23 protein-coding genes are annotated in these 25824 nt (G+C 43.6%); 6 read left to right on the top strand and 17 right to left on the bottom strand.

The features are described from left to right. Positions 1–64 precede the first annotated feature (64 nt). From N6H18_RS06935 to N6H18_RS06925, 3 genes are read right to left on the bottom strand one after another with little or no spacing between them, the layout of a single operon-like run. Positions 65–3154 (bottom strand): caspase family protein, encoded by a 3090-nt coding sequence (locus N6H18_RS06935; protein ID WP_262311114.1) that lies wholly within the window; start codon positions 3152–3154, stop codon positions 65–67. A 6-nt stretch (positions 3155–3160) separates the two neighbouring features. Then, positions 3161–4345, bottom strand: a complete 1185-nt coding sequence (locus N6H18_RS06930; protein WP_262311113.1) for a tetratricopeptide repeat protein — start codon at positions 4343–4345, stop codon at positions 3161–3163. Between the two features lie 40 nt (positions 4346–4385). Next, entirely contained in the window at positions 4386–6149 is a 1764-nt protein-coding gene (locus N6H18_RS06925) for a hypothetical protein (protein ID WP_262311112.1), read from the bottom strand. Between the two features lie 236 nt (positions 6150–6385). Here N6H18_RS06925 and N6H18_RS06920 point away from each other — a divergent pair, with 236 nt between their 5' ends. The 4 genes from N6H18_RS06920 to N6H18_RS06905 all read left to right on the top strand — a co-directional run bounded on the left by N6H18_RS06920 (position 6386) and on the right by N6H18_RS06905 (position 11394). Continuing rightward, the gene (locus N6H18_RS06920) at positions 6386–6796 is read left to right on the top strand and encodes a hypothetical protein (protein WP_262311111.1); all 411 of its coding nucleotides are present in this window, start codon (positions 6386–6388) and stop codon (positions 6794–6796) included. After that, complete coding sequence (locus N6H18_RS06915; protein ID WP_262311110.1) at positions 6796–9525, top strand: outer membrane beta-barrel protein; 2730 nt, start codon at positions 6796–6798, stop codon at positions 9523–9525. The genes N6H18_RS06920 and N6H18_RS06915 overlap by 1 nt, the downstream gene beginning before the upstream one ends. Before the next feature lie 229 nt (positions 9526–9754). Beyond that, positions 9755–10153 (top strand): RipA family octameric membrane protein, encoded by a 399-nt coding sequence (locus tag N6H18_RS06910; protein ID WP_262311109.1) that lies wholly within the window; start codon positions 9755–9757, stop codon positions 10151–10153. Between the two features lie 131 nt (positions 10154–10284). After that, the gene (locus tag N6H18_RS06905) at positions 10285–11394 is read left to right on the top strand and encodes a porin (RefSeq protein WP_262311108.1); all 1110 of its coding nucleotides are present in this window, start codon (positions 10285–10287) and stop codon (positions 11392–11394) included. A 311-nt stretch (positions 11395–11705) separates the two neighbouring features. Here N6H18_RS06905 and N6H18_RS06900 read toward each other — a convergent pair whose 3' ends face one another. The 6 genes from N6H18_RS06900 to N6H18_RS06875 all read right to left on the bottom strand — a co-directional run bounded on the left by N6H18_RS06900 (position 11706) and on the right by N6H18_RS06875 (position 18051). Further along, positions 11706–12122 carry an OsmC family protein gene (locus tag N6H18_RS06900; RefSeq protein WP_262311107.1) on the bottom strand — a complete coding sequence of 139 codons (417 nt, stop codon included), beginning with the start codon at positions 12120–12122 and terminating at the stop codon, positions 11706–11708. A 98-nt stretch (positions 12123–12220) separates the two neighbouring features. Continuing rightward, on the bottom strand, positions 12221–12541 hold the full coding sequence (locus N6H18_RS06895; RefSeq protein ID WP_262311106.1) for a DUF6686 family protein: 321 nt from the start codon (positions 12539–12541) through the stop codon (positions 12221–12223). Between the two features lie 277 nt (positions 12542–12818). Beyond that, entirely contained in the window at positions 12819–13754 is a 936-nt protein-coding gene (locus N6H18_RS06890; RefSeq protein WP_262311105.1) for a DUF6607 family protein, read from the bottom strand. Then, positions 13751–14182 carry a DoxX family membrane protein gene (locus tag N6H18_RS06885; RefSeq protein WP_262311104.1) on the bottom strand — a complete coding sequence of 144 codons (432 nt, stop codon included), beginning with the start codon at positions 14180–14182 and terminating at the stop codon, positions 13751–13753. Before N6H18_RS06885 ends, N6H18_RS06890 begins: the two co-directional genes overlap by 4 nt. An 11-nt stretch (positions 14183–14193) precedes the next feature. Next, entirely contained in the window at positions 14194–15660 is a 1467-nt protein-coding gene (locus N6H18_RS06880; protein ID WP_262311103.1) for an HmuY family protein, read from the bottom strand. Between the two features lie 30 nt (positions 15661–15690). Next, complete coding sequence (locus tag N6H18_RS06875; protein ID WP_262311102.1) at positions 15691–18051, bottom strand: TonB-dependent receptor plug domain-containing protein; 2361 nt, start codon at positions 18049–18051, stop codon at positions 15691–15693. A gap of 228 nt (positions 18052–18279) precedes the next feature. Between N6H18_RS06875 and N6H18_RS06870 the strand changes: the two genes are divergently transcribed. Next, positions 18280–18888, top strand: a complete 609-nt coding sequence (locus tag N6H18_RS06870) for a hypothetical protein (RefSeq protein ID WP_262311101.1) — start codon at positions 18280–18282, stop codon at positions 18886–18888. Between the two features lie 132 nt (positions 18889–19020). Beyond that, the gene (locus N6H18_RS06865) at positions 19021–20181 is read left to right on the top strand and encodes an iron-containing alcohol dehydrogenase (protein WP_262311100.1); all 1161 of its coding nucleotides are present in this window, start codon (positions 19021–19023) and stop codon (positions 20179–20181) included. Positions 20182–20498: 317 nt separating this feature from the next. Here the strand turns inward: N6H18_RS06865 and N6H18_RS06860 are convergent, their stop codons facing one another. The 8 genes from N6H18_RS06860 to N6H18_RS06830 all read right to left on the bottom strand — a co-directional run bounded on the left by N6H18_RS06860 (position 20499) and on the right by N6H18_RS06830 (position 25822). Further along, on the bottom strand, positions 20499–21359 hold the full coding sequence (locus N6H18_RS06860; RefSeq protein ID WP_262308138.1) for an IS3 family transposase: 861 nt from the start codon (positions 21357–21359) through the stop codon (positions 20499–20501). Continuing rightward, positions 21356–21670: a transposase gene (locus tag N6H18_RS06855; RefSeq protein ID WP_262308139.1), complete on the bottom strand. Its 315-nt coding sequence runs from the start codon at positions 21668–21670 to the stop codon at positions 21356–21358. Before N6H18_RS06855 ends, N6H18_RS06860 begins: the two co-directional genes overlap by 4 nt. A 762-nt stretch (positions 21671–22432) precedes the next feature. Further along, complete coding sequence (locus N6H18_RS18795) at positions 22433–22723, bottom strand: type II toxin-antitoxin system RelE/ParE family toxin (RefSeq protein ID WP_407692837.1); 291 nt, start codon at positions 22721–22723, stop codon at positions 22433–22435. A gap of 8 nt (positions 22724–22731) precedes the next feature. Next, the gene (locus tag N6H18_RS06850) at positions 22732–22941 is read right to left on the bottom strand and encodes a hypothetical protein (protein WP_262311099.1); all 210 of its coding nucleotides are present in this window, start codon (positions 22939–22941) and stop codon (positions 22732–22734) included. Positions 22942–23554: 613 nt separating this feature from the next. Beyond that, complete coding sequence (locus tag N6H18_RS06845; protein WP_262311098.1) at positions 23555–23944, bottom strand: type II toxin-antitoxin system VapC family toxin; 390 nt, start codon at positions 23942–23944, stop codon at positions 23555–23557. After that, positions 23926–24138: a hypothetical protein gene (locus tag N6H18_RS06840; RefSeq protein ID WP_262311097.1), complete on the bottom strand. Its 213-nt coding sequence runs from the start codon at positions 24136–24138 to the stop codon at positions 23926–23928. The genes N6H18_RS06845 and N6H18_RS06840 overlap by 19 nt, the downstream gene beginning before the upstream one ends. A gap of 492 nt (positions 24139–24630) precedes the next feature. After that, complete coding sequence (locus N6H18_RS06835; RefSeq protein WP_262311096.1) at positions 24631–24933, bottom strand: transposase; 303 nt, start codon at positions 24931–24933, stop codon at positions 24631–24633. A gap of 190 nt (positions 24934–25123) precedes the next feature. Then, on the bottom strand, positions 25124–25822 hold the full coding sequence (locus N6H18_RS06830; RefSeq protein ID WP_262311095.1) for a hypothetical protein: 699 nt from the start codon (positions 25820–25822) through the stop codon (positions 25124–25126). Positions 25823–25824: the final 2 nt, after the last annotated feature.

Raw genomic sequence — 25824 nt, 5'->3', positions numbered from 1 at the left:
CAATCGTACCTGAGAAAGTGAAATACCTAAGTCCCATTTCACAACTGCTTTAGGTTAATGATACTTACCAAACCACAAAATCAAACTCAAGATTTTCTCTTCGAGAAGTAGGATGTTGTTTGCCATTGGTCAATTGCTCTACTCGGTCAAAGACATAATTTTTAAGTTCCGAAATCTGCACTTCTCCATCTAGGTTTTTGTCACAGTTTCCTGATTTTAACCCTTCGAGTAAAGCGTAGGTAAACACCCCATTTTGCCACTCAGGACTCTCAAATGCAAACTCTACACCTGAAGCAGACGAGATGACCATGGCGCCTGTGCCGCGTCTAAGATCCGCAAACAATTCCTGCATCAGCTCGAATGTATTATTGATCCCAATAGGTTGCGGCTTTTTGGCAAACCCACGTGTAGATACTCCTGTGGTACTGACTGATGAAGCAATCAATTGGGTATCCTCTTTGTCCACTTCTCCAGAGTGACAAGCATCTATGAGCATGAGCTTTTGACGGGCTGGGATACCGTCCAGTAACCCTTCGAGTTCTTCATACTTGAGTCCACGACCAGATGGGTTGCTGAAGTCTATGTCCTGTGTTGCGAAGTAATAATCCAATTTGTCATCCAGCAATCCATGTCCTGCCATAAATAGAATCACTTCATCTTCTACTTTGGTTTTTAGTAATTTTTCCTTTACGGCGAGTATTTGTTCTCGCTGAGCCAGTGCATCCGTGAAGCGGTGGATATGAATCTGGTTGTACCGCTGATGGTGTCCAAAAAACAAGTTGGCTATATCAGTAGCGTCCTTGCTGGCATAGGTCAAATCATACTGACTATCCTTGTAGTTGGACACACCAATGGTGACAACATGCAAATCTGGTTTGGGATCGGCACCTTCATAGTAGATGATCACCGTTTCTTTTAGTGATTCTATCCCTGAAATATTCATCGTGGAAACTTGAATCTTGTTTTTACCAGCTGTCAATTCGACAGGTATGGATTTGTATATTTTTTGTCGATTCACTTCTTCCTTGACAGAAATACCCTTGATTCCAAATATGGGAATGTCATTGACATAGACATGAATACGGTCAAGCATGAGTTTGTCATCTGCGGCAGTGAATTTCAGCGTATAGAATTTGTCCTTGACCGTCTGACCAGCTCCGTCAATGCGCACTGTAGGCAGGTTTAGTTCTCCTGAAATATCCTCTTCACGCAGACCCATTTTCTTTACACGCTTTTGGTATGCCTTGTAGATCAATTCTCTCAACTGATCAGACCCCATCCCCAGTACCTCCAGCACCAAATCGGGACGATTGTACTTGAGATCAAAATTTTCAAATGGGTAATATTTGGCTGCTTCGCGAAAACCTTGATTTTGATGAAAACCCACATATTGACCTCCTCTGGTTGAGGACATATAATAGCCCTGCTCTGTCACCACTATCCATTCGCCCTCCTTGCTAAAAAAGCAAGTAGCTGCAGGCTGTAAAAATTTCTGCTTGCCTACTTTTTGGGCATCCCAAAGTCTAATGCTCTGGTCATGAGAACCTGATATGATCCATCTATCGTCTGTAGAGAGGTTGATAGTGAATACGACGTCTTCATGCCCTTCAAACTTGGTGACCATCTCCCCGTTGAGGTTGTAGGCTTGTAAATATCCTCCTGAGCCTCCTACAAGCAACAATGAATCTGGTGTGAATGTCAGAGAGTATTTTTCGTAATTATCAGAAATAGAAACTGGAATATCACCATACTGAAAATCAACAAACTTACCCTTGACTTCCATCTGGTATGGCAGAGAAGGATCGGGAAGGTACTTGACAAAAACCGAATTTCCGTTTTTAGAAGCGCGCAACCCTCCTAGCTCAAGGATAGGTACTTTGTATTGATAGGTTCGTCCCTTAAAAGAGGCGCTTCGTTCCTTGAAAGTCCCCCCTATTGTAGCTTTGAAGATATTATTGGCTGGATCCATCGTAGCATACTCTCGACTGACAAAGTTGAATCCATGTGAAAAATCTACATCCTTGAGCCCAGGGATATAACCATTGGGTTGAGCGCCTGTCGAGAAAGCCAATATTTCTTCATTCAATCCAGCACCCCATACTTTTTGGGTACTGCCAACAATGTTGGTAAGGCTATCCACACCCCCCTCACGCAACTGATATACTGCGATGTTGCTGTCCATGCCTCCTGCACTGAATATGCGCCGATCGGTAGTCATCTCTATTCCCGCCACAAAAGCCCCCTTGTGTGGTCGGTAGTTTGCCAATTCTGTCAATTGACCTTGATCAAATTTATATACTTGAATACTGCCGTTGTTGAATCCGATAAGTGCCAACTGACCTGCAGAATCAAAGGATATAGTTGATGGTGTTTGTTTCAAATATAAGGTGCTCAGATAGTTGAGGTCGGCATCATAGACATTGATCTGGTTGTCATCACCTCCTGATAGAATGAACCGCCCTGTAGGATCAAAGACCACACGAATGACCGTACCCACATGATCGTAAGAGGTATTGAGCAACTGACCTGTGTTGAGATCTGTGAGATGAACAAGATTGTCTTGGGACCCACTCACAATTTTATCTCCAAAGACATCTGCACACCAGACAGCATCTCCATGCTCCTTTAGGACTTGTTTGAGTTCCTTTGACTTTAGATCCCAGACACCCACATACCCATCGTTAGATGCAGAGATGATGTATCTACTGTCACGACTCCAGCGTAGACAGTTGATTGATTTTTGATGACCTGCAAATACGTGTACCATCTTTTGGGAATGAAAATCATAGACACGTATATCGGCTAGATATTTGGTCGCTCTGCTATCTCCAAAGAGCCCTGCCGTAGCGATGTAGCGACCATCTGGAGATACCCTAGCAGCAGAAACGCTTCCATAATTTTCCTGACCGATGTGTCCCAGTATTTCTCCCCTTTGTTCATAACTATTGACATCCCAAAGACGGACGGTTTTGTCCCTTCCAGCGGTCACAACCTGCTTGCCATCAGGCGTGATGCTGAGGTCGTGGATCAGTCCTTTGTGTCCCTTGGGTTTTAGCACAAAACTGAGGTTGCTTCCCCCGTCTTCTTGCGCTGAGAGGGTCAGACCGTGAAAAAGGAATAAGACAAAATAAGAAATACGAAACAAAGTCATCATCGAAGATTAATTGGACATAGATCTACAATAGTCAATGTATTGCTTCAATTCTGTGCTTAAGGAAGGATCTACCGCTACAGCTTTGCGATAGCAATCCAGTGCATTGCTATAATAGCCCGCACTGTACGCCGAATGCCCTGCGAATTTTACGGAGGTTGCGTCTTGGGTATTGTACTCATAGGCTGTGTAATAAAATCCATAAGACTCTTCATACCTTTTGGCAGTATAGGCCTGCCCCGCTGCAGTCCTACAGAGGTAAGTATAGAAATTGATCAGCTGACTGCTTTTAGGAAATTGTTTGAGCCCTTGCTCACATACGTTGAGACCTGCAGACATTCCATATTGGTAGTAGTTGGCCAGAGCCAGTTCGGTATATGCCCATCCAGAAGGAGAACTATTGATTACCATCGAGGCAAAAGTAATCGCTCCAATGTGATCCTTTTTTAGGTTTTTGACATGTGCTACATTGGTCCAAGCTTCAAACTTATGTTCATTGTCATTACGCGCTCTGTATAAATCCCCAACGACGATGTACAAATCATTGGCTTCTTGGTATTTTTCTTCTTTGAGAAATTTTTCAGCTTCTTGCTGCTTGGCCTGAATCTCTTGCCATTGGCTGTCCTTGGCTAGTGCTGCCTTCTGCTGCTCGCTGTAATCCAGGTTAAACTCCGTCTGTAAATAGTAAATGGCTGCTCCTGAGCCCAAATCTGCCATGCGTTTCAAATCGACCAGACACTCATCTCGTTTCCCTAGTTTCATGTAAGCATTTGCTCTGTTATGCAAATTGCCAATGTTAGGAGGAAAAACTTCTATCGCTTTGGTGTAAGAAGCAATCGCACCCTCGATGTTGTCATTGGCGCTCATCACATTGCCACGGTTGGAGTAGCCAACTGACAGTACTTGCTTATCTTCTGGTCTCAGTTGAATCAGCTTATTGAAGTTTTGGAGTGCCTTGGTATAGTCTTTCAACGCATAGTAGACATTGCCTCTACCTGACAAGATATCATACAAGAGTTTTTTGTCCGAATCATCGGACATCAACGCCTCTGCTCTATAGAAATGCGCAATTGCTTCAGTTGTATTACCCAAATTGACGGCTTTGAGAAAACAATCTTGGGCATCTGTACAGTCTTGTGCGTAGGTGGAATAGGTCATCAATATGACAACCCAAAGAGTTATATTAAGTTTCATGATAGAAAATAAATTATGGTATAACAAATAGGTCTGTTAATTACTCTTCTGAGATGTTCCAAATCTTATCATAACCCATCTCTACTTCTTTGGCTCGCAGAGTGGTGATGCCTGCTTTGAGTCCTTCCAAGATGGCCGGTACGCTACAGACCCTAGCTAGTTCGTTCTTATCTGATTTGAGCTTCGCTTCATTAAATGGCTCTCCCTTTTTGCGAGTGACTTGTCCATCAAAATATTTGCCTTCTCGGTCACCACGAGTTTCGTCACGACCACTGATTGAAATGGTAAAACTCGGGTATAGTACCACTTTGTCGTCTTTGTCTGCTCCGACCATCAGGTTGATGTGCATGGATAACAACCCATCGATATCCCCTGCAGCTTTCATCATATTGACCCTAGGGTTGTCAGTCGTCACGTTCGAACTAACTGATCCAAGTATTTCGCCCATGGTACCTGGTGTAGATCGCTTGGTTCCCATATAAGACTTCATGACTTTCTTTTCACTGTTTCTTTCTGCAGCGGCAAATAAATCATTGTACTGAGGTGTACTCGTCACATCCACAACTGGCACAAACTCTACGTTGTACTCTGATTTGAAAAAGGCAACCACTTCCTTGTAGATTTGATCGAGTGCATACTCCCATGTCTCATTCGACAGCTGAGGAAACTCATAAGTAGTCGTGGTAGTGGTGGTTTGGGTATATTTGGTGTTCCCTACCGTCCAAGATTTCGAACTTTCTTCTACTTCTCGTTTGTATGTACTGGCCTCCATGGTAAATGACACCAGACCAAACTTAGATGCTTTGGATAGCGGAATACCATAGGTTGCATTGGGCTTGTAGAAGGCATAGCCCAGGGACTTGTCCGGAGTGATTGCTCTGACACGGAGTACGGACATCACTCCATCTTCTTGCTTGCCCTTCACGATGATAGGAAAAGAGGCATAGTTGCGTGTATAGAGCTCTGTGGCTACTATTTTCCCAGGGTTCTGATCATCCCCAAAATCTTCTTTCACTTTTTTGACTTCCCGCTCAAGAATGATGTAATTGTCTCCCTTGTCAAAGTTGCCCACATTCAATTGTCCTGCATACTCAGGGTTAGCCAATGCTTCCTTAGGAATGGTGATTTTGACATTGCCAGGCTTGGTGACTTTGTAGTCCGCAAAGTGGTTGAAAGCTCTCACTCCCATGATTTTGGTGAGCATAGATACCTTAATCGTGGTTCCTTCAGATCCAGGAGGATTGTAGTATTCTAGCTGGATGTCATCTGCCAAATCCAAAATCGGAAGCGCTGTTTCGCCATTGACACTGAGGATGTCCACCTCAGGAATCGGCTGAAAAGTATAACTGGCCTCATCACCTAGATTCGTTTTGATCTTCAACACGATGGGTTTGCTAGGAGGATAGAGATAATGCTTGCCGTATGATCCCATTCCATAGTATTTTAGCGGCTCGTCATCGATGGTGACGCTACCTTGGATTTCTAGCAGTCCCATGCCTTCATTTTTGAAGAAGGTGATGAATAGCATGTGGTCTCCCTCACGTGCACCATCTGGGAAATATTTGGCCTCCGTCGTTTCAATGTCGGTCGAATAGAGACCATTGATGTAATTGGCCTTGACGACTACCCCATCTAAAGTTTCGGTTTTACCCGTCATAAGGTTACCCGTCATGTCCCCGATTTTCTCCATCAGGTTGAATTTCTTCTTTTTTGGTGCTTCACCCGTGTCTTCATTTTTTTTGAATTGACCAAAGGTGCTGGTGACTGCCATGATTAGGGTCAAGAATAGTACTGCTTTTTTCATATTGATTAGGTTTTCATTCAATCCATTTACAAATCTCTAGGAATACCCTCACAAAAAACATCCGTGGTAGTGGGTATATATGGCTCAATATCATTGCCTATATCTGCAATTTTGATCCTAGCCCTCTCATAAAACACAAAGGGTAAATAGCTTTTATGGGGTGCTTCAAAAAAAATACAAAATCAAGCGCAAGTATTGCGTAGCGAAGGCATCTAAGCTAAAAAATTATACAACACATGATGAAGTTAAAAGTACTCAGCACCCTCATAGTCCTAGTGACCATGATCAGTTTTCATAGCCAAGCTCAGCCAGGAGGTAGAATGGACCCCAAAGATATGGTCATGAGAGAGAAACAAAATTTGTACAGCAAGGCAGAAGGCCTATCAGATGACCAAAAACTCATCATAGATGGTGTATATGATGAATTTGCTCAATCCATTATCGAAACTTTTGAAGAGGGAAGACAAAATAGAAACAGGGATGAAATGCGTCAGAAAATGGAAGCGCTCAGATTGGAAAAAGACGAACTGATGAAAGACATCCTCAGAGAAGACCAATATGCAGTCTATGTCGAAATCACCGAGGCACAGCGCAAACGAATGCAAGAGAGACAAGAAAACAGACCCTCAGATCAAGCTCCTCAATAATGAAGAAAATCTCATTTCTAATCGCGATTCTGTTTTGCAGTATTCACTCCTTTGCGCAAGTAGAAACCAGCCAAGTATTTGGTCGATTGGTAGACAAAACAGATGGTTCCATGATCATCGGTGCTACCGTGCAGCTCTACAATATCAAGGATTCTACCAGATCTAGGTATGCCGTCACCGATGTGGAAGGCATATTTTTGATCCCCAAGGCAGAACATGCCTTCTACAAACTCAATATCAAGAGTCTGGGATACAAGCCCTACTCAAGAACAGTCAGAATCAACGAAGCGGAAATGAATTTTGGGAACATCCTGCTCGAACAAGACCAACAGGTGCTAGACGGGATAGAAATCCAGGGTGCAGTAGTCGCCATGGAGCAAAAAGGTGATACTGTCCAGTACAATGCCGATGCCTACAAAGTAAATCCTGATGCCAGTACGGCGGATTTGGTCAAAAAAATGCCTGGTATCGTGATAGATGCGACAGGTGTGACCTCCAACGGAGAAACCGTCGAGCAAGTCCTTTTGGATGGAAAAAGATTCTTTGGACAGGACCCTCTGCTTTCTCTCAATACAATCCCTGCCGAAATAGTAAAAAAGGTGGAAGTTTTTGATCAGAAAAGTGAAAAGTCTCAGTTTACTGGGTTCGATGATGGCAATACAGTCAAGACCATGAACGTCGTGACCAAGGAAGGAAAGAAAAACGGACAGTTTGGCAAAGCATACGCAGGCTATGGTACCGATGATCACTACAAAGCAGGTGTCAATGTCAACTCCTTCAAAGGTGACCAAAGATTGACCGTCATAGGCATGTCCAACGACATCAACCAACAGAATTTCAGTTCTGAAGACTTGGCAGGCATAGAAGGAAGTGGTGGAGGTTTCCGACGTGGAAACAACAACAACCTCATGACAGGGACGCAAAATGGTATCACTCAAACCAATTCTGTTGGGCTCAATTTCACGGATGATTGGGGAAAGAAAGTGAAATTTGAAGGCAGTTATTTCTACAACCAAACCGCCAATAGTCAGGATGAAGTGACTGGACGAGAGACTTTCCTAGGAGACAGCACCCAGTACTATGACCAGACACAAGACTCTAATACCGACAACCTGAATCACCGATTCAACAGTCGGATCAATTATGACATCAATGACAACAACAAGGTAGTCATCATCCCCAAAGTGAGTTTTCAAAACAACAAAAGTCTCAAGTACACCAATGGTCTGACTACCGATGAGGCTGGTGCTACTGTCAACCAAACGGAGAACAACTACAAGAGTGAAAACAATGCCTACAACATCGACAACTATATGAGCTACATGCACAAGTTTGAAAAGATAGGCAGAACCGCGTCAGTCGAATTGCGAACTCAATACAAAGATACAGATCGAGAAAACTACTACGAAGATTTTACCCTCGACTCAGTGACTCAATACCTCACCCATGAGATTGATTACACTATCGGGAGTACACTTGGCTATACTGAACCTATCGGGAACAATGGTCAATTGTCAGCTACCTACGAGCTCAGTTACAATGACAGATCATCTGACAAGGATACTTACATTTTGAATCCTGATACGGGAGGAAAAATCTTTAACAGTACCCTATCCAATCATTTCAACAGTGCATACACAACGCACCAAACTGAGATAGCATTTGCCAACCGAGGTATGGGTACTTTCTATAGGTTTGGGTTAGCCTATCAATATGCCACACTCAACAACCAACAGGAACTGCCACAAGAAGGACAATATTCAAATGGATTCAACAGCATCCTACCTTTTGCTATGGGTAGATTAGAATTCAAAGGTGGAGCAGATTTATTCATCCGATACAGCACCAATACCTCCACCCCATCTGTCAACCAACTACAAAACGTAATTGACAACAGCAACCCGCTGTTTATCTCCACAGGTAACCCTGAGCTGAAACAAAGCTATACTCACTCGCTGATCATGAGATTGAGAAAAGCCAATACAGACAAGAATCGTTCACTATCTAATTTTACACGCGTAGAAACGACCCTCAACTACATGACCAATGGTATTTCCTTTACAGAAAAGGATTCGGTCTATGCAGGAGGAATCGTGGTACAAAAAGGTGCGCAGGTTTCAGCACCTATCAACCTAAACGGCTATTGGAATGTCAACAACAACACAACATACAGCGTGCTGGTTTCTAAAATCAAGTCCAACCTGAACACCAGCGTAGGGCTGAACTACAGTAGAAAACCAGGTATGACCAATGACATCCTCAACATCGCCAATACCTACAGTGGCAATTTGAATCTGGCTTTGGCGAGCAATTTTAGTGAGAAGATAGATTTCAACATCTATTATGATGTAAGTGCCAATCAGGTGATCAATACGATCCAATCCAACTCCAACAGCAACTACATCACCCAAACGACAGGTGCCAAAATCAACTGGATATTTGGAGATGGATTCGTGTTTAGGAATGACATCTATTACCAAAAATACCAAGGTGTCAATGATTCATTTGACACAGACTACGTCCTCTGGAATATGAGTGTGGCGAAAAAATTCTTGAAGAATGACCAAGCCGAGGTAGAACTCTCCGTCTTTGACCTGCTGGGACAAAACCAGAGCTTTTCTCAGTCTATCAACCCAGGATACATCGAGGAAGTAAGAACTCAGGTACTCCAGCAGTATTTTATGCTGACGCTGTCCTATCAACTTCGTCGATTCAAAACTTCCAATTGAGAATAGGAGAGATGCTTGAATGCAAGGGAAAAATGTATTGAAAAATAAGTTAGTTAGATTGGTTAGAAGGTGAAGTAATTCGCCTTTGATTTGGAAAGAGGGGACATATTGTGTCCCCTCAATCTTCTTTCATCTCCAAATTTCGATCTATGGATTCTTTCTATCTACCGTCCAATAGGTATCTTTATCTTCAGTCAGTTTTTGACGCCTAATTTTTCTACTCGACATCATGAAACCAGAAGACCTCAATCGGGCATGGACGCACCGTCAAATTCTCGAACTCAACTTCAACAATCGCCTCAATTTTTTCCTGTTGTTCCAATCGATACTTTTGGCAGCTACAGTCAACGGGATCGGTCAGGGCAATGACCACATCATCTTGCTAGCCTTCTGCATCTTTGGAGGACTCATTACCCTCATTTGGTGGTTGATTCAATCCAAAGAACACCACATGCTAGACACAGTCAAAAACTACCTGAGAGACAATGACGAGAGCTATTGCGAACGCAGAAAACTCTATACCAACTATCTATCCAAGATTTCGGTCAATCAACTACTCAGCAAAGTCATCCCTCCCATGCTGACCTTGGTTTGGATGCTGTTGATCGTGTACTTGATTTGGACTTAAAATCATATGCTTACATTATTTCATGCTCTATGACATAAAATAATATGACATACTTTTTGGTTTCGGTTGTCACTCAGATGTCTTTTGGTTAATTTCAAACCAGACTTGAAACATCAAAACCAAACGACCCAATGAACAAGCTCCAAAGAATATTCAGTACAATCATGATGTGTACTGTCTGCTATATTCCGACCCATCTTATAGCACAAGACAGTGAAGAACAAACTTCTCCATTGAGCATCAGTGCCTTTGTAGATACCTATTATAGCTATGATTTTGATAGACCGACGCAGGGTTATCGCCAGTCGTTCTTCTACAACCACAACAGACACAATGAGTTCAACATCAACCTGGCACTGATCCGCATGGCCATGGAGACAGATCGCTACCATGCCGTGGTGACACTCCAAGCAGGTACCTATCCGCAAGACAACTACAGTGCAGAGCAAGATTTGCTCCAGCATCTGCATGAAGCCTATGCGGGCGTGGCACTCACTCAATCTGGCAATCTATGGCTGGATGCCGGGGTGTTTGCCTCCAATCTGGGATTCGAAAGTGCCATGTCAATTGACAACTATACCTTGACACGCTGTCTGATATCGGAGGAGTCTCCCTACTACCTTTCAGGTGCCAAGTTGACCTACACGCCATCCGACAAATGGTCATTTCTAGTATTGGCTTCCAACGGTTGGCAACACATCCAGCGCATCCCGGGCAACAGTCTGGTGTCGATGGGATCGCAAATTCAATTTATGCCCAACGACAACATCCTGCTCAACTGGAGCACCTTCATCGGTACAGATGACCCTGATACTACTCGTCGCATGCGCTACTTCAACGACTTCTTCGGTACTTTCAAACTCTCCGACAAACTCAACCTAATCGCTGGAGTCGATGTGGGTTGGCAACAAACCGCCATAGGCAGCGATAGCTATGACAGTTGGGTTGCTCCTGTGGTGATTGCCCACTACCAGATCGATGACCAATGGGGTACGGCACTACGAGGAGAATACTTCAACGACAGTCATGAGGTGGCAGTGCCGACGGGCACAGGTTTAGGATTCAAAACAACCAGTGTCTCTTGGAATCTCGACTACCAGCCAGACCCAAAAGTCATGTGCAGAGTAGAAGGCCGCTACTTCAGCAGCCCCGACGATATCTTCAACAACGGCGAAGAATTCTCCAACAGCAATTTTTTCATCACCGCCTCGCTGGCAGTTAAAATAGGTAAACAGCTGTAGGACACACAAAATCCCCGCAGGACGAAATAATATTCTGTAGGACTGGGTCAAAGTCGCGCAGGAAGAGTGCAAAGTCATGCAGGACAGGTCACAAGTCATGCAGGAAGGGTCATAAGTCACGCAGGACGACTCATCAGGCATGCAGGACACATAAAATTCTTGCAGGAAAGAATAATATTTTGTAGGGAAATTAGAAAGTATGCAGGACAGAATATTATTTCGTGATGAATACAGTAAAGTCAGTTCAGTAAACTGTGTCAGAAGATCAGGGAAGTGTACAAAGAATTGACATCTACATAAGAAGTCGTTACTTACCCCTTCAAAATCTCGAAACTATGGGTCATGTCTATCTCAGGAGAGAGAGACGATGCAACACTACAGTAACTCTCGACGGCTAGGTCGATGATGCGCTCGGCTTCTTTGTCGGTGAGGTCTGGTGAGGTGATGATGAATTTTTTGTGGATCTTGGTGAACTTGGCTGGGTGGCCTTCGGCACGCTCGCCCACTGACTCTACTTTGAGATCGACGAAGGTCTTTCTGCGCTTTTTGATCATCGACACAATATCCACGGCAGCACATCCCGCCAATGCTGACAACACCAAATCCATCGGAGACTGATTCTGCTTTTCGTCCTGAGGATACATGTCCATCTTGACGGTATTGCCTGCCTGGTTGGTTGCTTCAAATTCTTTGTCTGTCTTGTAAACGAGCGTTGAGGATATTGCCATGTCTGTGATCTATTTGTCAAAAATGATACGGCAAAGATAGGAAGTTGGTTGGTCTCTGTACACAACCTAAGTTACAAATCTATCAACCTCCACCACCACTATACCAATGCCCTCGCCTCCAGGATCAATCCACACTGCTGTAGGATATCCCCGAGCTCCTCAAACTCATGATAATCGAGATTGAGCTGGATCTCAGGGTGAGGCGTTTTGATCAGAACCCGCTCCACCATGTCTGGAAAGAGCATCACGTGATCATGGAACTCTATCTCACAATAGCGCTTGCTAAAATTCATGAAATCTCGCTGACTGAATCCAATGAGGACGTTTTTGTAATAGATGCCAAATCTACCACAGCCCGTACAGCGACTGATGCAATAGTTGGCTCCTTCTACTAGTGCTACGGCTTTGCATTTACTCATAGTTGGATAGGAGTTGAAAGTGAAAAAGTAATTCATCAATTCGATGGTAGGAGAAACCTTAATACGATGTCTCAGAAAGCAACTAAGTTTCTTCCTACCGATCGAAATGACAGTAATATTATATGTTCTACGCTTATTCAATAAGAGCCATTTGATTCAGCAAGGGTTTACAAACCTCGATAATTCCTCCCCCCACCCCCTCCAAAGGGGGAAATAATCTCCTTGGGAAGAAGTGGTTTTTTTGATTTATGGTAGAACCTATTTTTGCTTCGATTATTTATCTCGCGCTCAGTAGCTGATCGCTTTTGAGGTGCAATTGTATGGCCTCACGGATTTTGGTCTTGGCCAATTCCGAATCATAGACATCAGCAGCCATCATTTCTTTTTCCAATCCAAACAACCGAGAAAACAATACCTGATCGCCCACTTTCATGTTGAGTGCGATGTCCTTCTTGGTAGCAAATAGCTCGTCCCATACAGTACGCACATCTGCCCAATAGACCTGGTTGCTGTTCCACCACTGCTGGGCTACCTGACATTTGCTATCCTCTACTTTGGTGTAGGTGTTCCAGCCCTTTTCTTGTGCGATGAGTGTTTCGCCATCGTCCTCGCGCTGGACTTTGTCATTGTCCTGCTCATGTAGCCAGCCATAGCTAGTGATCTCCTGTCTGTTGGTACGCACCATGACATTGTAATCACTCCTTTTGGTATGGTCACGACGAGGCAGCGGTGCATCGGCGGTGTTTTCCCAATAGTGCTTGCCATCGTAGTGTACCCAAGTCGCAGAACCTTCATATCTCGGGCTGTCATCTACCTGGTAGACTTTTTGAGTCCACTGGCCTGTCACAGATTTAGGAGCGAGGCTGGTGTACTTCCAAGTGCTATTTTTGTCATACTCATACAGATCTGTGTTTTCGTAGAGCCAATCCTGTCTCCAGTGCTTGATGATCATGGTATCGCCTATCACCAAGAGATGCTGCAAGACGATTTTGTCTTTGCCATTCTCTACAGGGATGACATACTCCAATGCGCCAGTTTTGTAGTTGTCATAGAACTTGTATTCCTTGTTGGGAGAGAAAGTCTCCGCAAAGTTGAATACTACTTCGTAGCAACCACACATGGCATTGATCGCCTCTATGTCTTGTTTTTTCTTGTTTTGAGCCGTGGCAGAGACCGTGATCAGTGCCAGCAGGAGTCCTATTATTTGCTTCATAGTTTTATTGTATTTGGTATAAAAATCCATTTCAATCTGTGGTAATCATAAGCCAATAGACTTATGTTGGCAGCCAGACACAGCCCTGTGAGCAATAACTCTGGCAAATCGTGTGGTTCAAGGAAAAGGTGAAACAGGAAAATATTGAGTGTAATGGGTACCGTCATCACGGCACCCATTAGGGACAATACTTGGCTGATGAGTAGCAATCCACAGACAATCTCTGCGATGCCCAAGAAGGGCCAGAAATATCCGCTTTGCTTCAATCCACCTATAAAAGCTTTGATATGAATCACATGATCCGGCACCTCCGTGCTGACCTCTGTGCTGCTAGGTCTCGGTGCTTTGGGGATGAACTTGTTGACTCCTCCATACACAAGCAACGCGCCTAGTGCTATTCTGATTATTACAATGATGATCTCTTTCAAGGCTACTGGATTTAAAGGAGTTCGTACACAAACTGTGAATGTCCACGAACACCTGTTTCACTAGACAACCTCGTAAATTTCAATTTGAAGTAGTTCCCTTCTACGTCTTTGACTACATAGTATCTATCGTCTTTGAGCGTAGCTGGCGAGTTGTACCCTGAGTTTCTCCAGTCGCTGCCTATGACAGCTCTGTTGTCATAAACGAAAGCCATCTCCTCTACATCTGCCAAGGTAAAATCATCATAAGACGGCACATCGCTTGCATTGAGTACCTGATACAGACCCGTGCCTCCTAGTGTGTTATGCAAGGCATAATCAGAGTAAGTCAAACCAAAGCCCCCTTCGAAGTATGAAAACACGCCTGAGAAGTTGATATCCCAAGATGATTTGGCTGGCTCTACTACGACTGTTTTTTCATCGACCAAGCTGAAGAAAACATGGTTGTTGCTGGCATCTTTGCTGATGGTCACTTCTTGATGAGTAGTAGCATCTAGTTCGGCATATTGCAGCTTGTAGTTTTCACCATCTAGGAGTACTCTTATTTTGTAAAGTCCTCTTTCATCCTCAGTAGTTTTCAATGAACCTTCAGATTCCTCCGGTATGCTGTAACCGAGGGATACGATGTAGACTTTGTTTTCAGCATCTGTCGCGGAGATTGCTTTGATCGCTGTCTCAGTACCAGCCTTGTTGTCTGTGTAGTTGCCATACATGTAGTATCCGACCGGAATCCCTGGTTTCAACTCTGACACATTGTTGACTGTGACAGGTTGACCATACGAAGACAATTCCAGAGCTGTCGCAAATACAGTTTCAGAATTGACCGCATCTATGTCTGTAGATTCTACCAACTCAGCCGCTGATACCAGCAAGGCAGCATTCAAGAACACCTTGTTCTCAGCTCCTGAATAAAAGGCCAACTCCCAAGTGTCTCTTCTGACCGCCGTCTGGGTATAGTTGCTCAAGTCGATGTAGCACTGGTTGGGCATGTTGGACCCACCGGTGAGCAAATCGATCGTTCCTCCTGTAGACACTACCTCCTCGAAGAGAATCGAAACTTTGGCATTGCCCACGATCTCAGGAGATTCTTCTCCAGCAATAGAAGCCAATGTAAGGTCGATAGAGTTGCCCGCTGGCAAGAAATCCACCAATCGTGTCACTGTGATTTGAGCACTCGTTGCTCCTGCAGGTACTGTGACAGTGATCGTTCCCTCGCTCGCTACAGGCTCAGTTTCGTAATCCGAACCGTAGCTAACTCCATTTTCGGTCACCTCGATCGTCACGGTTGTTTCTTGAATCGTAGGGATCGAAAAATTGACGACTATGTCTTTACTCTCATCGGCAGCACCGAGTCCCAGGCTGTTGGTCTGAAAAGCAGCCTCGAATATTCTCTCCACGCCCTCGTCGGTGCTACATGCACTGAAGAGGATCGAGAGTACGGCTAGGATGGAAAGTGTTTTATATGTGATTTTAGTTAACATTATTTTATTGATTTGTGAGTGATTAAATTCTTACTTTTTGAAGGTGTAGGCGAGGTTGATGAAATACGATCTGCCATAGGCAAAGAGCTGGCTGGTCGGTGCAGAGCTATCATGAAATCCTCCAGAGGATGATCCTGAGGCATTGACAGAGACTACGTCCAGCAAGTTTCTTGCACCGAGTTTGACTTCCAGAGAGCAGTCAAAAAAATGCTTTTGAACACTGGCATCCAGAAAAGAAAAGGAGTCCAAAATTACTTTGTTGATTCCATCATCATTCTGATCATATCGCTCATTTGGCCCATTGTATTTGAAATTCAACGCCATGCTTATGCCCTGCTTGGGCAATTGATATGCGACTTGTCCTGTACCAGTGAGCGTAAAGAGGTAGTCCTCATCTGTTTCTTCTGATTGGATCGATTGTCTGACGCCCGTATAAGCCGCTCCTAGTTGAACAGACAAGTTCTTGATCTGTATATGATTGTTAGTCGATATACCCAGCGTCTGATATTGGTTGATATTCAGATAGGTGGATCGCTGGATGTCTGCGCTTGTGTTGGGATCAGAATCTGTGACGAGGGCCAGATCAATCTTGTCTTTGATGTTGAAATGGTAGCCTTTCAGTTCGCTTTTGAAAGTCACCAAACCCATTTTACCCTTTTTACTCAGGTTGAGCAAAATGGAGATGCCATCCTCTGGGTCTAGGTCAGCGTTGCCCGTCACGTCATGATTGGCATCTACGAAATACATGAAAAGTTGTGTGTAGTTCGGTGTTTTGTAAGCTGACCCTATTACCAATTGAGTTTCCACATTGGCGGGGAGCTTAAGCACGCTTGATAGCGACCAAATCAGGTGATTGTCATAAACTGAATTGTTGTTGATTCTGACACCAGGTGATACCTTCCAATTTGTACCCATGTTGAAATCACTTTGCAAAAAGAAATCCGTATTTCTGAGACTTTGCTCGGAGACCTTGCTAGAGTAGGCACCACTGGCAATCGCATCATAGCCACTTTGATAGTCGAGCTCATATCCAGTCGTCAGGCTGAGCCAGCCTCTCGTTGGAAAAAGGTTGCTAACCACCCCTTTTGAGTAAATAAGTTCGCTGGATTGATTCTTGGTCAGCCCTGTTGTACTGACCTTGATTTGATTTTCCAGGTCATAGGTGTATTGCTCGTTGTATCGAGTTTGGTTTTGATAGGAAACAAAAACCGTGAGAGGAACCTCACCAAAGCGTTGATCAAAAGTCAAACCATGCACTTGACGCTTGGTCATGAAACTTTGATCCTTGGCTTTGTATTCGGGCAATCCATCTACACCCACTCCGCCTATGAGAGTCGTGTCATAAATAACCAACTCCTCGTCATAGAAGGCAAATTTGTAACTCAATGCCGTAGCTGGAGAAATGGCAAAACGAAGAGTTCCATTGAGGTTGAACTGCTCTTTGGGATTCCACTCGTACCCTCTGACACCCTCGTCTCCGTAGTAATTTTTTCCCCTCTGATCATTTTTGAATCCTTTGAAATCGTTGTGATTGGCATAGGCCAAAAGGCTCAATTTATCATTGACCCTGCCAGCAATACTCACGCGCTGGATGTGTCGCCCCTCATCAGACCAGTTGTACTCACCGCCCACTGTTTCTTCTTGGACAGACGCTTTGACGATGAGCCTTTCGTTCAAGTCCTTTTTGGTAATGATGTTGATGATGCCCGCTACGGCATTCGATCCATACATGACGCCCATCGACCCTTCTACCACTTCTATTCTTTCTACATTGTCCAGATTGATTTGTGTGATGTCGATATCATTGCCCACCCCATTGTCACTCACGATGGGCACATTGTCTAAGAGTATTTTGACATATTCCCCACTCAGACCAAACATACTGACGGTAGATCGCCCCGTACCCGCATCTGGAGTGACAGAGATGTTAGCGTTGAAGTTGAGCAAGTCACCGAGATCATTGCCACCCAGTTGATCGATCATCTGTCTGCTCATCTCTTCCACTACAAACAAATCCTTGTTGGTAGAATAGTTTTGATAAGGGTCTGAGGTCACTGTGACATCTTCCATCACAGTAGCATTGGCTCGGACATGAAATACATGCCGATGACCTGATGCAATCGTCTGGTGATGAGGCTCATAACTGAGGTGCTTTGTCTCTATCTCCACAGGCCAGGGCATTTGTGTCCTGTAGATACCCTCTAGGTCTGTGACCCCCTGACTCAGTTGCTCAGTGGCAGTAGATCGGAGCAGCACTACCATCCCAACGATGGGCTCATGGCTTTCGTGATCCAGAAACTGGAATTCCAGATCCTGTCCAAGTGCTGCTCCTCTACAAAGCAAAAACATCAGGGTTATAATCGTGAGTTTGTTCAATACTGTCTCTTCCATTATTTAGATTAATTCTAAACAATGCAAAAGTGCGAGCATATTTGGACTGTATCAATCGCTACCTGTAGTGAAAGCGATAGCTACTTGTAGTGAAATGTTCTCCTCATTGACCTTCATATCCATCAACCTATTGCTCTTATTTCATATGGATAAAAAGGGAGCATTCTTTATTGATTATTCGAAAACATTTGTAATTTGAATAATCAATAAAACTAAAGAACCGATATTATGAATTTTAACCTTAAGCCAGTACTCGTTGCAGTACTTGTCTTGTTTGCGTTGGGTACGCAGGCACAAAAACTCAAAGTCACTTCCGGAAAATTAAAAGATGTAGCCGGAAACAAATCTTTCAACATGGTATATACCTATGATGATAATTTGAAACTTGGGAAAAAATCTGAAGCAGATTATGTTGCAGAAAACATAGAAAAAAAGAATAAGAAAGAGGCGGGTACAGGTGACGCATGGGCAGCAAAATGGCAAGAAAACAAAGAAGGCGGCAAATTCTTCGATAAGTTCGAAGAACTCTTCAATGACGTATTGTCTGGCAATGGAGTAACTGCAAGTAGAGATAATGCAGATGCTACTTGTACCATTACTCTTAATGTCTATTATTTAGATCCTGGCTATAATGTAGGCGTACAAAGAAAACCAGCTTATTTGAGTACCACGGCTACTTTTACAGTAGATGGTAAAGAAGTTGCTGTTGTTGATATGAGTATGGCTCCTGGACAAGACGCGATGGGTTATGACTTTGACTCATCATATAGAATCGCAGAGGCATTTGCCAAAACAGGGAAAACTCTTGGCAAGACAGTAGCAAAAGAGGCATTCTAATGTTTGTCTTCATATAAAGAAAAGAAAAGCCCCAATCTCTACAGATTAGGGCTTTTCTTTTTCCAGACCCTGCAAACACCAAAACCTTTAGGAAACGAGTTCAGTTGAACTGACTAACAATAAAAAAGCAAAATGAAGAATTTTGAATTATACAATCCCACCAATCTCATCTTTGGCAAAGGCCAAATCACCAAAATCAGCACGCTCATTCCCGCAGGCAGCAAAGTCCTCGTGATCTATGGTGGTGGCAGTATCAAAAGCAATGGCGTATATGATCAGACCATTGCTGCGCTAAAAGGTTTTGAAGTCATCGAGTTTGCAGGTATAGAAGCCAACCCTCAATACAGCACGTTGTTGAAAGCACTGGAAGTGATTCAATCTGAGAAAATTGATTTCCTACTCGCAGTAGGTGGTGGATCCGTCATAGATGGCACCAAATTCTTGTCCTCCGCTGCCATGTATGAGGGAGACTCTCCATGGGATATTTTGGCCAACAGGATTCGTACAGTCAAAGGCATGCCATTTGGAACCATCCTCACACTACCCGCCACAGGGAGTGAAATGAACAGCGGAGCAGTTGTCAGCCGAGCAGAAACCAACGAAAAATTAGCCATGGGAGGACCTGGCTTGTTTCCACAGTTTTCCATCTGTGATCCATCAGTCGTGGCATCCATCCCTGAGAGACAACTCGCCAATGGCGTGGCAGATGCCTACACACATGTCTTGGAGCAGTATATGACCTACCCTACTGAGGCACATCTACAAGATCGCTTTTCTGAATCCATCATGCAGACTTTGATAGAAGTAGCTCCACGCATCATGAAAGACCCCAGCAACTACGAAGTAGCCGCCAACTTCATGTGGTGCTGTACCCTGGCACTCAATGGCCTGATTCAAAAAGGGGTACCAACCGATTGGAGTGTACACATGATCGCTCACGAAATCACCGCCCACTATGGCGTAGACCATGCCCGGACATTGGCTATCGTATTGCCCAATGCCTACCATCATCAGTTTGACAAGAAGAAAGAAAAATTGGCACAATATGCCGAACGTATCTGGGGCATCAGCACAGGTACAGTAGAAGAAAAAGCCAAAGCTGCAATCAAAAAAACAGAGACCTTTTACCAATCCTTGGGCATCAAAACCAGGCTAAGAGACTATACCGACGACTATCAAGGATTTGCTGCCAAAGCTGCGCAAAGCCTCCAGGATCATGGTCTATCCAAACTCGGAGAACATGGTGACATCACACCACAAGTAGCTGAAAAGATCCTGGAAATGTCCTATTGAGCTGAGTTCAATTCCCAAAAGTGCTTTCTAACCAGAGTAGACAGGAAGTGCTGATGCTTCGGTACGGCTTGTCTACTCTTCGAGAGCCTCAGAGTGACAAGGAGAGAACCTCAGCGTGACAGGCGCTAGGTCTAGCTGAACAAAAATTCTTGTGGTGAATATTAACTATCCCAAACTACCCCTATACCCATTTCAAAGGCCATTTTACTTGTCTCCAAAAACCTGCGCAGATTTACTCCAAAACGTAGTGTCGTTTGTGTGAAAGTCTGCTGTTGTTTGTTCGAAAGTGGACTTGCAACAAAAAAGTGGACAAATAGTTAAGCGCATTTTGAATAATTATCTTCCCCAAATTCATCGGGTGTTTTATAGCCTAGATAGGCATGTTTCCTTTTTCTATTGTACCAAACTTCAATGAATTCAAATATTTGAGTTTTAGCTTGAAGGATACTGTAGTAATTGACATGGCTGACCATTTCAGACTTGAGTATTTTGAAAAAGCTTTCAGCAACAGCATTGTCCCAACAATTCCCTTTTCTGCTCATGCTCTGCTTGACTCCCTCTCGCTTGAGATGATCAGAAAAAGCATACGCAGCATATTGCACGCCTCGATCTGAATGAAATAACAAGGCTTTAGTAATAGGTCTGTTTTTGATTGCCATTTTCCATGCAGCTAATACAGTAGCCTGTGTGGTCATCGTCGTGCTTAGTGACCAACCCACGATCTTTCGGTCGTACAAATCCATGACAATAGTGAGGTACAACCATCCTTGCTTTGTGGGAATGTAGGTGATGTCAGACACCCATTTTTGCCCTGGGCCTTCCGCATGAAAATCCCTATTCAAGTGGTTTTCAGCTAATGGGAATGAATGTTTAGAATCAGTAGTAACACCTCTGAATTTCTTGACCACAATACTTCTAATGCCTTCTGCACGCATGATTCTTGCCACTCTCTGCCTGGAAACTTTCCATCCCATATCCTGCAGGTCATCTGTGACTTTAGGGCTTCCATACCTTTGTTTACTGCTAAGATGAACCTTTTTGATGTCCTCCATGAGCTGTTTCCTTTGTTTATACCTTTTGGAAGGCTTGTGATGTAACCAACGATAGTAGCCGCTCCGACTTACCTTGAATACTCGACACATCTTCTCAACGGAATGTTTATCGTGGTTTGCCTTCATGAAGAAGAAAACTTCCCGTCGTTCTTGGAGAAGATGCTCACCGCCTTTTTTAGGATATCCCTTTCTTCCTGGGCATCTAGGAGCGCTTTGCGTAGTCTGGCTATCTCTTTTTGTTCATCAGTCATATTTGTGTTTCCCTGTCCAGAAAAACTCCCTTCCTGATATTGTTCATGTTCTCGTCTCCACCGTCTGACTAGGTCTGGTTTGATCCCCAGCTCCTCGGCTACTTCTTTGGTAGGCTTTCCTGATGAAACCAGGTTAACTACCATCATTTTAAACTCCTTATCGAAGTTCCTCCTTTCTCTTTTCATATGCAATAAATTTAACTCCTACGAGCTTAACTTACTGTCTCTTCAAATGTAGCAAGTTCAAAGTCTGCCTAGGTTTGAGAGAAAGTCTGCGCGGGTTTGGGACAAAGTCTGCGCGGTTCTAGAAAAAATCTGCGCGGGTTTGGGAGAAAGTCTGCGCGGATATGAGGTAAAGTCTGCGCAGATTTGAAGTAAAGTCTGCACGGATTTGAGGCCAAGTCTGCGCAGACTTTGAGGAGCATGTCGCTAGCCCTCTCTAGGTGTAGTTTGTAACTACAACTTTTAATCACTATTACAGCCGCATCCCAAGATAGTACCTGTGATAAAAACGCATTTGCACGTGTCCGCCAGAGGAGGAAAATGCTGCTTTCTGCCTCCCAATGATAAGAAGACATAGTGAGTGGAGATGCAGTTCTGTACCCTCTCCCTGTCATGGTGAGGTACACGCCTCGGCGGGTAAACTCGAACCATAGGCAGGCAGTACTGATGCTTCGGTACGGCTTGTCCACTCTTCGAGAACCTCAGAGTGACAAGGTGAGAACCTCAGCGTGACATGCGCTAGGTCTAAATGAACAAAAATTCTTGTGATGAATAGTAACTACCCCTATACCCATTTCAAAGCCCATTTTACTTGTCTCCAAAAACCCGCGCAGGTTTACTCCAAAACGTAGTGTCGTTTGTTCATTTTCGAAGGTTGAATCTTAGTCGCGCTCTAATCAAAAAGCTTAACCTGACGGCTATGGTCACAGACGAGGACGATTGAGATTAAATTTTGAAGGCTTTTGGATTTATCCTATTGGGTCTAAAACTGACTATCTCAATGCAATTGCCTTGAATCCGATAGTACATACTCGTTTGCTTGCTAAGGACGCATTTTCGCAAGCCCTTCTGTTTATTGGACGGCCTGTACATGTTTGGCATCTCAGAGATGAGATGGAGGATTGACTCTATTTTCTCATAAACTTCTTTGGCTTTTGCTTTGCCAAAATTCTCGAGGATATATTCCAATAGATCAATTTCTTCTTGCCTTGCGCGTAGGGAATATCGAATGTCCAATCCTAAAGTTAGAAATTGAAACGATCCTTTATTTCTAAGCGAACAGATGCACTAGATACATGCTGTCCAGCATCTAGTTGGGCTAGCCCTTCTTGGATGGCTGCTTGGTCTTCCGTGTTTAGATCATCCCAAAAATCAGTCTCATCATCGATTTCGAGAATGGATTGGATAGCAGCTAATACTCGATCATCTTCGCTACGGATGATCTTTGCGATCATTTTGTATTTTAGAGCTATTTCCATTAGGTATTTGTCTCTGTATATTTCATAAAAATAACGATTTTTCTTTAGTTTGATTTCATCCCAGCCCTTGATATTGATTCTTTTCTAGTTTTAGTGAGACCAGTAGGGAACGATTTTGGCCAGCTGAGCACTTATACTCGTCCTGTCATGCGGAGGTAAAATAGTATGCGGCTTCCTGATCTCTGATTGGATAGGCTGATCCCATGTCGCTAAGCTTTCAATGCTGCAACATAAGATAGTACCTGTGATGAAAAACGCATTTGCACTTGTCCGCCGGAGGAGGAAAATGCTGCTTTCTGCTTCCCAATGATAAGAAGTAAATACTACGACCAGTAGAGGAGGCTGTTCTGTACCCTCTCCCTGTCATGGTGAGGCAACCGCCTCGGCGGTTAAACTCGAACCATAGGCAGGCAGTACTGATGCTTCGGTACGGCTTGTCCACTCTTCGAGAACCTCAGAGTGACAAGGTGAGAGCCTCAGCGTGACAAGGAGAGAACCCTACCTTCTGCCCCAATGATAAGAAGGCGTAGTGAATACTACGCCTAGTGATTTTCTATTCTACGCTCAGTCGAGGGGCTGTCGAAAGAGGCTATATCCCCCATAACCTCAACCCTTCTATGAATTTAAAGTCTTTTAAATTTAAGGTATATAGTGGCAAATCTTCCGCGATGGCAGTTGCCGCTATCAACCCATCTCCTAAAGATAATTTGTGACTCAATGTGTATTTGATCATCAGTTCAGTAAATACTTCGCTAACAGGACTACTAATACCAAAAGGAATTAATTGTGCAAGATCTTTCTTGATCCTATTGAGCTCTTTTTTATTCAACGCACCATACAGCAATTCACCAGTAGTGACGATACTGATGGCCATATTTGCTTGCCCAATTGATCTCAATGATTTGATGATTTCCTCGTTATTCTTGTACAACTCAATAAGAATATTAGTGTCGCACAATACTAACCCCTTCTTTTCCATGCTTTCTCTCGAAGTTCTTTTGCATCAATATCTCGACCTGACCACATCCCTGCTGAAGAAAATATATCATGTGTAGCCCTTTTTTCAGCCTTTTTCTTCACCCTTTCTACATCTACAAAATCTAACTCTTTTAAGAAGTTAACCAAAAGCATCAGCTTACTTTCGTCTTTAACTATAAGTGTTAATTTTTCCATCTTGTAAAGATAATTAATGTTATTAGCTATTCCACATTCATCTGGTATGTACGCAATGTCGCCCCGCAATAATCGTAGTGAACGGTGCTCTAAGTATAACTCATCATGCAAGTCCCTTCGATGAAAAACGCATTTACACGTGTCCGCCGGAGGAGGGAAATTCTACCTTCTGCCCCCGTTATTTTAAGTGTTCCGTAGGATCACTTAAAATAGAGCATGAAAAGCAGTGTCTCCGACACGGTCAGTCTAGCAGATCATTTCTATGTCCAACAGACCTCCCAATCCAGCACAGTTCCTTGCACTAGAATACAAATAATGCTCAGGTTCGCTTACAATCCGTGCCGCAACTGGATTGTTGTGGATGCCCGCCTGCCGGCGAGCAGGTAAGCTAGTTTCTGCTTTGTAAATTTATCAGAAATCAACTGCTCGGCATGGCTGTCTTGTTTCCAAAACTGATACTTTTTGTTGTTGCTATTCTTTGCTCCGGCAGAACTAAAAATCCATAACATCCCTGTCTGCCGACAGGCAGGCAATTTCTCCTACTTTCTCGGTGTTGCCTTCAATGGATCGAATAATCTGCGAAGAACAGTACTTCTTAAAATCTCTCACAATATGAGAAAAACTAGCTCCAGTATCACTTCTGGATATAATCATGTGCATGTGATTTGACATCAACACCCATGCATGAATCACCAGCTCCTTTTCCTTTTGACAGTAAGACAAACTATCAATGACTATTTGTCGATAAGCATCTCTGGTAAACACATCGACCCCTGTCTGCCGACAGGCTGGCATTCTACAACTGTGAAGGTCACAAAATACACTCCCTCTGGATCGGTAAACTTATAAGCAGACATAGCACTAATATATTGACTTACTGCCAGTTTCACCGTGTCATAGACACTAGGGTTCATATTTTACTTTCAAGTGATCCTGCGGAACACTTGAAAGAACAGGCACACCTAAGACCAGAAGGGGATACCATCTAAAACGCAACATCTGCCTTTTTTATCCACCCTGTGACGAGTCTGGTTCCTAAAAATTCAAACCTGAGCCAGTCTCCTTTTTCTTCTAATATGGTAGGTACATCACCTGAAATCATAAACATTTTGGTAGGGACTTCAGGAGCAGAGTAAATAACACATTTATCAACTTTCACTTGGGCAGCTTTAGTATCCAGGTATTCTGAGATATAATTATGCTCCCGTTCTTTACCTGCTTCATAGAGGTAGCGAATGGCCTTACTGGGCAGCCTCTCCAGACGGCCATACTCTATCATATGGCGAGCTTGGATGTATAGCCCTTCACTATCACAACCTTCATAGCTAGGCGTTGTAAAATATGAAGAAGTGAATACACTGTCTTGACTTAATTCGTCTGTATAAAATTCAACATAATAAGAACCTTCTGGTTTTAAATCAGTGTAGTTTACCTTTCCAGCAACATTCGGGTCATAGTCTAAAAATCCAATAATCAATTCCGTAACGCTTGGTTTGTAGCTAGAAGACCCTTCAATGTAGCTAATTGAAACAACATTATGTCCTTTCCGAAGTGAAAACCCCTTCTGATTTGAATCGTCGTAATAGACCGTCCAGACTCCGTGCATGCACTCCAAAGGGGTTTCTTGTGCATTTACAAAAAATGATGTCAAAGACACAATTGATAACAAAATTATTCTTTTCATAA

Origin of the sequence: Reichenbachiella agarivorans, assembly GCF_025502585.1 — a bacterium.
In the GTDB taxonomy this organism is placed as follows: domain Bacteria; phylum Bacteroidota; class Bacteroidia; order Cytophagales; family Cyclobacteriaceae; genus Reichenbachiella; species Reichenbachiella agarivorans.
This window is presented reverse-complemented; position numbering and strand designations above follow the sequence as displayed.

Excerpts from the sequence above, each read along its gene's own strand:
- N6H18_RS06930 (WP_262311113.1), bottom strand. The coding sequence starts at position 4,345 with ATGAAACTTAATATAACTCTTTGGGTTGTCATATTGATGACCTATTCC.
- N6H18_RS06905 (WP_262311108.1), top strand. The coding sequence starts at position 10,285 with ATGAACAAGCTCCAAAGAATATTCAGTACAATCATGATGTGTACTGTC.
- N6H18_RS06925 (WP_262311112.1), bottom strand. The coding sequence starts at position 6,149 with ATGAAAAAAGCAGTACTATTCTTGACCCTAATCATGGCAGTCACCAGC.
- N6H18_RS06845 (WP_262311098.1), bottom strand. The coding sequence starts at position 23,944 with ATGGAAAAGAAGGGGTTAGTATTGTGCGACACTAATATTCTTATTGAG.
- N6H18_RS06835 (WP_262311096.1), bottom strand. The coding sequence starts at position 24,933 with ATGCCAGCCTGTCGGCAGACAGGGGTCGATGTGTTTACCAGAGATGCT.
- N6H18_RS06865 (WP_262311100.1), top strand. The coding sequence starts at position 19,021 with ATGAAGAATTTTGAATTATACAATCCCACCAATCTCATCTTTGGCAAA.
- N6H18_RS06895 (WP_262311106.1), bottom strand. The coding sequence starts at position 12,541 with ATGAGTAAATGCAAAGCCGTAGCACTAGTAGAAGGAGCCAACTATTGC.
- N6H18_RS06920 (WP_262311111.1), top strand. The coding sequence starts at position 6,386 with ATGATGAAGTTAAAAGTACTCAGCACCCTCATAGTCCTAGTGACCATG.
- N6H18_RS06880 (WP_262311103.1), bottom strand. The coding sequence starts at position 15,660 with ATGTTAACTAAAATCACATATAAAACACTTTCCATCCTAGCCGTACTC.
- N6H18_RS06935 (WP_262311114.1), bottom strand. The coding sequence starts at position 3,154 with ATGATGACTTTGTTTCGTATTTCTTATTTTGTCTTATTCCTTTTTCAC.
- N6H18_RS06860 (WP_262308138.1), bottom strand. The coding sequence starts at position 21,359 with ATGAAGGCAAACCACGATAAACATTCCGTTGAGAAGATGTGTCGAGTA.
- N6H18_RS06910 (WP_262311109.1), top strand. The coding sequence starts at position 9,755 with ATGAAACCAGAAGACCTCAATCGGGCATGGACGCACCGTCAAATTCTC.
- N6H18_RS06830 (WP_262311095.1), bottom strand. The coding sequence starts at position 25,822 with ATGAAAAGAATAATTTTGTTATCAATTGTGTCTTTGACATCATTTTTT.
- N6H18_RS06915 (WP_262311110.1), top strand. The coding sequence starts at position 6,796 with ATGAAGAAAATCTCATTTCTAATCGCGATTCTGTTTTGCAGTATTCAC.
- N6H18_RS06870 (WP_262311101.1), top strand. The coding sequence starts at position 18,280 with ATGAATTTTAACCTTAAGCCAGTACTCGTTGCAGTACTTGTCTTGTTT.
- N6H18_RS06900 (WP_262311107.1), bottom strand. The coding sequence starts at position 12,122 with ATGGCAATATCCTCAACGCTCGTTTACAAGACAGACAAAGAATTTGAA.
- N6H18_RS06875 (WP_262311102.1), bottom strand. The coding sequence starts at position 18,051 with ATGGAAGAGACAGTATTGAACAAACTCACGATTATAACCCTGATGTTT.
- N6H18_RS06890 (WP_262311105.1), bottom strand. The coding sequence starts at position 13,754 with ATGAAGCAAATAATAGGACTCCTGCTGGCACTGATCACGGTCTCTGCC.
- N6H18_RS06840 (WP_262311097.1), bottom strand. The coding sequence starts at position 24,138 with ATGGAAAAATTAACACTTATAGTTAAAGACGAAAGTAAGCTGATGCTT.
- N6H18_RS06850 (WP_262311099.1), bottom strand. The coding sequence starts at position 22,941 with ATGATCGCAAAGATCATCCGTAGCGAAGATGATCGAGTATTAGCTGCT.
- N6H18_RS06855 (WP_262308139.1), bottom strand. The coding sequence starts at position 21,670 with ATGAAAAGAGAAAGGAGGAACTTCGATAAGGAGTTTAAAATGATGGTA.